This is a genomic window from Limosilactobacillus sp. (genome assembly GCF_051873075.1).
Classification (GTDB): domain Bacteria; phylum Bacillota; class Bacilli; order Lactobacillales; family Lactobacillaceae; genus Limosilactobacillus.
The window spans coordinates 1-6634 of the sequence record NZ_JBJEEM010000065.1 but is presented as its reverse complement, the minus strand read 5'-3'; the positions used below and the strand labels follow the sequence as shown (position 1 = coordinate 6634).

The following is a 6634-nucleotide window of genomic DNA, read 5'->3' as shown; positions in this document are numbered from 1 at the left end:
ATCACCCGCACGGGGATCGAACCCGTAACTCCGCCTTGAGAGGGCGACGTCTTAACCAATTTGACCAGCGGGCAATGTCATATAACGTACAAGAAGAATTATACGTTATACCATCAATACTGTCAATCCTAATTTTTTATTTTTTAAAATCCTATTCATACGATAATTCTAAAAGGTAGGCTTGCTTTGCTGGCAGGTGCGAGGTAGTTACCCAGACATCGTGGTAGATTGGCTGTTTACTATTAGTCATCGCGAAATACTCATCGAGGAGGTCCTCGTTTTTAGCTACGAAGTCATTAGAGAGCCGGTTGACCATCAGTGACAAGTCAGGAAAGTAAAAACCCGCGTCAGCGATCTTCAACTGGTCATCAATTGCAATCATGATTGTGTTGGTGTAGCGTGCCTTCTGCATCACGATTAATTCGGGATGCCGTTTGATCTTCGTCAGAACGTAATAAATTGAATCAGAATTACTTGCCATTTTTTCTTTCTCTCCTTGTTCTGCCCATTATTGTAACAAAAGGACACGGCTAAAACAAAAAAGCCGCAACTCAATGATTGAGTTGCGGCTTAACAGTATTGGGAATACTGGGTTCGAACCAGTGATCCAGGATTCAGAGTCCTGCGCCTTACCGCTTGGCCAATTCCCAATGACGTTGTCTCATACAACAGTCATTACTATACAGAAAAATCCAAAATTAGTCAACCCTTTTTGCCAATTCTTTTTCTAATTTCTTTTCTTGGGTCAAAATACGGGCCTTGGTTTCCGCCGAAATCGCCGTTGTTGCGGTCCCGTTACACCAATAATTAATGTCGGCTTGAATCTGCTTTTGGGACGCCGCATCATAATCATGGTGCAAAAAGTTGTAATTGGCGGTACTACTCTGGTGTTGCCAGATATCCTTCATGATAAACTGGCTCCGCGTCCGTTGCAGGTCCCGTGGCGCCTCTTCTGCCGGAATCGCCTCAACATCAAGCACCTTAGCCGTTGCCATTGGCGGCAATGGCGTCCCACTGGGCAGGTATGGCGCGACTGGCACATTAATCAGTGCCTCACGCATTACCTCCTGCCAGTTCTCCCTAGTCGCCAGCCGGTGCTCCAAGCCCGGTTCAACGTCGTTTGCTACCAAGTAGTCCCGCTGCTCTCCCCAACTCAGCATGACATGCACTTTGAAAACATGTGCCATTTTATCCTCACTCCCTTGTCTTTATTATTATTTTACCGCATGCCACCCCATCTTGTGAATTATTTCATAATCAATTCATCAAATCATAATTAAGGCGCCACACAATCATCATTTTTGTGGACAATAATGAGACAATATAATAAACTCTCTGTTATTAGGAGGTGGGCAGAATTCGCAGACGCCTATTTTTACCATTAATCTACCTGCTGGCCTTTGGAGTGCTCATCTGGTCATATCAAAACAGTCCCTTGTTTCAACAATATGCCAACATCGCCATCCATGACGTCCAAGTACTTACTTATAACGGCCTCAATAAGTTGACGGGCAAACAAGTTGCCGAATCAACACAAAAGGTTGATCAGAGCGGGACGAACACCACGACGGGGGCCCGGTGGTCACATTCCACCGCAACGGTCTACGTCGATCTCAGCAACCCGGTTTTACGCAACGCCGCCGAATCGGCGATCAGCCAATGGAATCGTACCGGAGCCTTTACCTTTCAACAAATTAACGATAAATCAAAGGCCGATATTACCGTTACGGCCATCAATGAAAACAGCGACAACGCGGCCGGACTAACCAACACCACGACGAATGCCATGACCGGCTACATTACCCACGCTGATGTGCAACTCAATGCTGCATACCTACTCGACCCCAGCTATGGTTACTCCCAGCAACGGGTGATCAATACTGCCGAGCACGAATTGGGGCACGCCATTGGCCTCCAGCACAATAACGGCACCTCGGTCATGCAACCAGCTGGTTCCTTCTATACGATCCAGCCGGCTGACGTCACCGCCGTAAAGAAACTGTATTCACAATCACCAACGACTGATGAAAATAGTAGCAACAGTAGTAGTCAACAATCATCCGTCCATGTAAAAAAGCTGTCCACCTCGTTAACAACGAAGTGAACAGCTTTTTTTATTCGATCTCACTACTCTTGTGACGGATCGGGATCCGGATATTGATTGCCAATACCGCAACAATGACTAGGATCGAACCGACTATATCAGCCCCAGTCATGTGCAGGTTGAAAAGCAGAACAGAACCGATCGTTGCCGCTAATGGCTCAAAGGCATCCATCAGGCTGAAAGTCGTGGCATCAATGTACTTGAGTGAATTGTTAGCTAGCTGGAATGGAATCAAGGTCCCAATTACCAAGATCCCCAGCCAGCAAATCCAAACGACGGGCACGTTAGGAATATGCGGCTGACTGGGATGGATAGCCAGGAGGGCCAGGCCAGCAAACAGCAGTCCCCAACCAGTTACCACCATAGACGGAACCCGGTTAGTCCGGAGCATCTGTTGCGGAATCAACGTGTTGGTCGCCACCCCGATTGCGGCAATAATTCCCCAGAAGAGAACCAGCGGGGTTACCGCCAGATGATTCAGCCGTCCGTGTGTGGCAATGATGAAAACACCAATAAAGGCGATCACCGCACTGATGATTTCAATTCGCCGCGGGGGAATGTGCCGAAAGGCTGCCAGGTAGGCAATGATGAAGAATGGCCCCACAAACTGCAACACCGTCGCAATTGAGGCATTCCCGTATTGAACCGCCATAAAATAACCGTATTGCACTGGCACTAGGCCAAAGAAGCCATAGGCAAAGATCACCCAGGCATCATGCAGGTTATGAAAGATCTGCAACGGATGATCTCCCTTAAATTGGCTGATGATGAGCAGGATTATCCCTGCCGAGATCATCCGCGTTTGCGTCAGCCACATTGAGGTTATACTGGCGCTCACGTTAAAGAGTGCCTTGGCAAATAAGCCTGAAATCCCCCAAAAAGTACAGGCCACAATAATCATGACCGTCCCCAAGACTTTTTTATTTGTCATAACATTCCACTTTCCAATCTAAGATTTCCACAAAAGCCATTCTAACACACTTTAAGCCAAAAAAGATGACAACGAATCCCCAAATTCATTGCCATCTTTTGCGTTATTTAGTTGTCACGGATAACCGTACCAACCTTGCCAGCCAGAGCATCGTCAAGGCCGTCGAGGGAAGTAATGATTGCTTCACGCTCAGGGTGACCTTCAACGAATGACAGGCAGGCTTCGATCTTAGGCAGCATGCTACCAGCGGCAAACTGTTTTTCATCCATGTACTTGTGAGCTTCATCGATCGTCAAGTTCTTCAAAGCCTTTTCATCTGGCTTGCCGTAGTTTACGTAAACGTAATCTACCGCCGTCAGGATGATCAGCTTATCAGCACTGATCTTATCAGCCAGGAGAGCACTTGAACGGTCCTTGTCGATAACGGCAGGAACACCTTGGAGGCCGTCGTCAGTCATGATGACTGGGACACCACCGCCACCACCAGCGATAACCAGGTCACCGGATTCAATCAGCGTATTGATGCTGTTGAGTTCCATGATCTTCTTCGGCAGTGGTGAAGGAACAACTTGACGGTAACCCCGTCCAGCATCTTCCTTAAAGGTGTAGCCCTTTTCCTTTTCGATCTGCTCAGCTTGTTCCTTCGTGTAGAAGTCACCAACTGGCTTGGATGGGTTGTCGAATGCTGGATCTTCTGGATCAACAGCGATTTGCGTAACAATCGTTGCGACATTCTTGTTCATCCAACGCTTGTGCAGTTCGTTTTGCAAACTTTGTTGTAAGTGGTAGCCAATGTAACCTTGGCTCATGGCACCACACTCTGGGAATGGGAAGGCAGCAGTCTTACCATTTTCAGCAGCAAAGTTCATCCCCAGGTTAATCGCACCAACTTGTGGACCGTTACCGTGGCTGATCACAACTTGGTTACCAGCATCGATTAAACCGATCAGTGATGAAGCGGTGTTCTTAACCAGCTTTAATTGCTCTTCAGGTGACTTACCGAGGGCGTTACCACCTAAGGCAACAACTACTTTAGCCATGTAGAGTCCTCCCTCGAATTAGCCTTGTTCACCTAAGGTTGCAACCATAACAGCCTTGATGGTGTGCATCCGGTTTTCAGCTTCACGGAAGACAACGGAGTGCTTGCTTTCGAAGACTTCGTCAGTAACTTCCATTTCCTTAAGACCGAACTTCTTGTAGATTTCCTTACCTACTTCAGTGTCAAGGTTGTGGAATGCAGGCAGGCAGTGTTCGAAGAGAACATTAGGGTTCTCAGTAGCCTTCATAACGTCCATCGTTACTTGGTAAGGCTTAAGCAGGTTGATCCGCTTTTCCCACATGTCGTCGGATTCACCCATTGATACCCAAACGTCGGCGTAGATAACATCCATGCCCTTAACGCCTTCCTTAACGTCGTTAGAAACAACGATCTTGGCGCCAGTTTCCTTGGCAATTGCGTTAGCCTTGTCAAGAACTTCTTGAGTTGGGTTCAATTCCTTAGGAGTTACAACGTGGTATTCCATCCCCATAACGGCAGCACCGAGCATCAGGGCGTTGGAAACGTTGTCTTGACCGTCACCAACGAAGGCAAACTTGATGTCTTCGTAAGGCTTCTTCAATACTTCGTGAGCAGTTAAGAAGTCAGCCAGAACTTGAGTTGGGTGGTCTTCGTCAGTCAGACCGTTCCAAACAGGAACACCTGAGTACTTAGCAAGGGTTTCAACGTTACGTTGTGAGAAACCACGGTATTCGATACCATCGAACATACCACCAAGAACACGGGCAGTATCCTTAACAGATTCCTTGTGGCCAATGTGTGAGCCTGAAGGACCTAAGTAAGTTACGTGAGCACCTTCGTCCTTAGCACCAACTTCGAAGGAGCAACGAGTACGAGTGGAGCTCTTTTCGAAGATCAGGGCAATGTTCTTGCCTTCAAGGTTCTTAGCTTCAGTCCCAGCGTACTTTGCCTTCTTCAGGTCTTCAGCCAGGTTAAGCATGTATTCCATTTCACGCTTGTTGAAGTCAGAAAGAGTTAAGAAACTACGATTACGTAAATTAAAAGCCATAATTAATTCCTCCTTGGTTATTACACTTACTATCATACCGGTATACTTCAAGAAGCTTCGTATAACATCGTAAAAACGCAAAAGAAAATTTCCTTTTTTTGGCTCCTCAAGGCCCATTATATCATCAATGAAAGCGGACCCACGATTTTTATAAGATAAATCCCCTTTTCAAGGGAAAAATTGCTTTTAACAAATTATAATCATTGTGTAAAGACAAACTAGGGTATAAAATATTTTTGAGTTTCAAAGAACTTCATCTTTCTTCAATAAAATCAAAGGGAGTCCTGACCTGTGAATTTTTATATTGTCAACGATAATGATAAATCTACGGATTTGTTGAAGGATATCATTGAAAACGACTTCAACAACTCGATTGTCGGCACCACCACCAACCCGCAACAAGCCTACGATGATGCCATGCGGCTCAGCATCGACATCATGTTTGTCGACTTTGCCATGCCGCGCATGGACGGCATCGAGTTGGTCCGGCGTATCCAGGACAGCCGCCACTACCCGCACTTTATCATGATGGCCCCGGCAATCGACCCGGCCACCCGGACCCGGGCCTACAAGAGCGGGATTGATTTCTTCTTAGAGAAGCCGTTGAACATCGCTGAGGTTAAGACCGTCATCAAGCTAGCCAGTCAAAACATCGATATGTCTAAGCGTCTGCTTCAAATCTTGGACCTGGTCAGCGGGGCGGCTACCAACAGCAACACCGTTTCGATTAGTTACAAGGAGAAGCAAAAGGAAAACGCCAAGTCGATTCTCCGCTTCCTCGGCATCACCGCCGGTAACGGGGGCCAGGAGATCATCAGCATCGTCAACATGATGATCGAACGGGAACTCGATTTTGAGGAGATCAACTTCGAAGAGAGCTACCACTGTGATAAGCACGAGAAGAAGATCATCTTCCAACGAGTCCGGCGGGATATCCGTGCCGGCCTGACCAACCTTGCCCATATGTGTATTGATTATCCAGAAAATGACATCATTTTGGAATACGCCAACAACCTATATGAATATAAAAATGTTCACAACGAGATCGCCTACCTCCAGGGACAGCGGCAGACAGGCGGTCAGGTATCGATCAAACACTTCTTCAATGGATTAATCCAAGAAAGTAATTAGATAAATAATGAAAATGGGAAGCCGGTAATAAATCAGCCTCCCATTTTTCTATTATTACTATTTTCCGTGACGCCAGAGCTGCCATGCCAGAGATAACCACAGTCCCATGAGGAAAACAACGTAGGCTGCCGCCAACCAGATGACGTACTGTAAAAAGCCCCAGCCGATGATCTCCTTAACAATCCAGAGACAGATCACCAGGACGAGCCAGACTGCTAATCGGTTTTGGACGCGTTCCAGGTTGGTCCGTAGACTTTTCTCCAACGTTCTCCCCCCTATACAAAAAGGAGCCGTCAGCTCCTTGGGGCTAACAGCTCACAATCGGTTACTTGTTTTCGTCCATCTCGGCACGCAGCTTCTTGCCGACTTCTTCGTAACCCGGCTTGCCCAGCAGGCCAAACA

8 protein-coding genes and 2 tRNA genes are annotated in these 6634 nt (G+C 47.1%); 2 read left to right on the top strand and 8 right to left on the bottom strand.

Features of this window, described 5'->3' with window-relative positions:
• Position 1: 1 nt before the first annotated feature.
• The 4 genes from ACI31J_RS07000 to ACI31J_RS06985 form a co-directional block, all read right to left on the bottom strand.
• Positions 2 to 74 (bottom strand) — tRNA-Glu (locus tag ACI31J_RS07000).
• Positions 75 to 151: 77 nt separating this feature from the next.
• Positions 152 to 481, bottom strand: a complete 330-nt coding sequence (locus ACI31J_RS06995; protein WP_439773712.1) for a hypothetical protein — start codon at positions 479 to 481, stop codon at positions 152 to 154.
• A gap of 98 nt (positions 482 to 579) precedes the next feature.
• Positions 580 to 650, bottom strand: a tRNA-Gln gene (locus ACI31J_RS06990).
• Between the two features lie 48 nt (positions 651 to 698).
• Entirely contained in the window at positions 699 to 1187 is a 489-nt protein-coding gene (locus ACI31J_RS06985; protein WP_439773711.1) for a DUF7679 family protein, read from the bottom strand.
• Between the two features lie 218 nt (positions 1188 to 1405).
• On the opposite strand from ACI31J_RS06985, the gene ACI31J_RS06980 reads away from it, so the two are divergent.
• The gene (locus ACI31J_RS06980; RefSeq protein ID WP_439773710.1) at positions 1406 to 2104 is read left to right on the top strand and encodes a matrixin family metalloprotease; all 699 of its coding nucleotides are present in this window, start codon (positions 1406 to 1408) and stop codon (positions 2102 to 2104) included.
• Positions 2105 to 2114: 10 nt separating this feature from the next.
• Here ACI31J_RS06980 and ACI31J_RS06975 read toward each other — a convergent pair whose 3' ends face one another.
• The 3 genes from ACI31J_RS06975 to argF all read right to left on the bottom strand — a co-directional run bounded on the left by ACI31J_RS06975 (position 2115) and on the right by argF (position 5101).
• Complete coding sequence (locus tag ACI31J_RS06975) at positions 2115 to 3035, bottom strand: DMT family transporter (protein WP_439773709.1); 921 nt, start codon at positions 3033 to 3035, stop codon at positions 2115 to 2117.
• Positions 3036 to 3142: 107 nt separating this feature from the next.
• Entirely contained in the window at positions 3143 to 4075 is a 933-nt protein-coding gene (gene arcC / locus ACI31J_RS06970) for a carbamate kinase (RefSeq protein WP_439773708.1), read from the bottom strand.
• Between the two features lie 18 nt (positions 4076 to 4093).
• Positions 4094 to 5101, bottom strand: a complete 1008-nt coding sequence (gene argF, locus ACI31J_RS06965) for an ornithine carbamoyltransferase (protein WP_439773707.1) — start codon at positions 5099 to 5101, stop codon at positions 4094 to 4096.
• A gap of 291 nt (positions 5102 to 5392) precedes the next feature.
• On the opposite strand from argF, the gene ACI31J_RS06960 reads away from it, so the two are divergent.
• Positions 5393 to 6232 (top strand): DNA-binding domain-containing protein, encoded by an 840-nt coding sequence (locus ACI31J_RS06960; RefSeq protein ID WP_439773706.1) that lies wholly within the window; start codon positions 5393 to 5395, stop codon positions 6230 to 6232.
• A gap of 57 nt (positions 6233 to 6289) precedes the next feature.
• Here ACI31J_RS06960 and ACI31J_RS06955 read toward each other — a convergent pair whose 3' ends face one another.
• The gene (locus ACI31J_RS06955) at positions 6290 to 6496 is read right to left on the bottom strand and encodes a hypothetical protein (protein ID WP_439773705.1); all 207 of its coding nucleotides are present in this window, start codon (positions 6494 to 6496) and stop codon (positions 6290 to 6292) included.
• Positions 6497 to 6634: the final 138 nt, after the last annotated feature.

Coding starts and splice junctions, on each gene's coding strand:
- ACI31J_RS06995 (WP_439773712.1), bottom strand. CDS start 481: ATGGCAAGTAATTCTGATTCAATTTATTACGTTCTGACGAAGATCAAA.
- ACI31J_RS06985 (WP_439773711.1), bottom strand. CDS start 1,187: ATGGCACATGTTTTCAAAGTGCATGTCATGCTGAGTTGGGGAGAGCAG.
- ACI31J_RS06975 (WP_439773709.1), bottom strand. CDS start 3,035: ATGACAAATAAAAAAGTCTTGGGGACGGTCATGATTATTGTGGCCTGT.
- arcC (WP_439773708.1), bottom strand. CDS start 4,075: ATGGCTAAAGTAGTTGTTGCCTTAGGTGGTAACGCCCTCGGTAAGTCA.
- argF (WP_439773707.1), bottom strand. CDS start 5,101: ATGGCTTTTAATTTACGTAATCGTAGTTTCTTAACTCTTTCTGACTTC.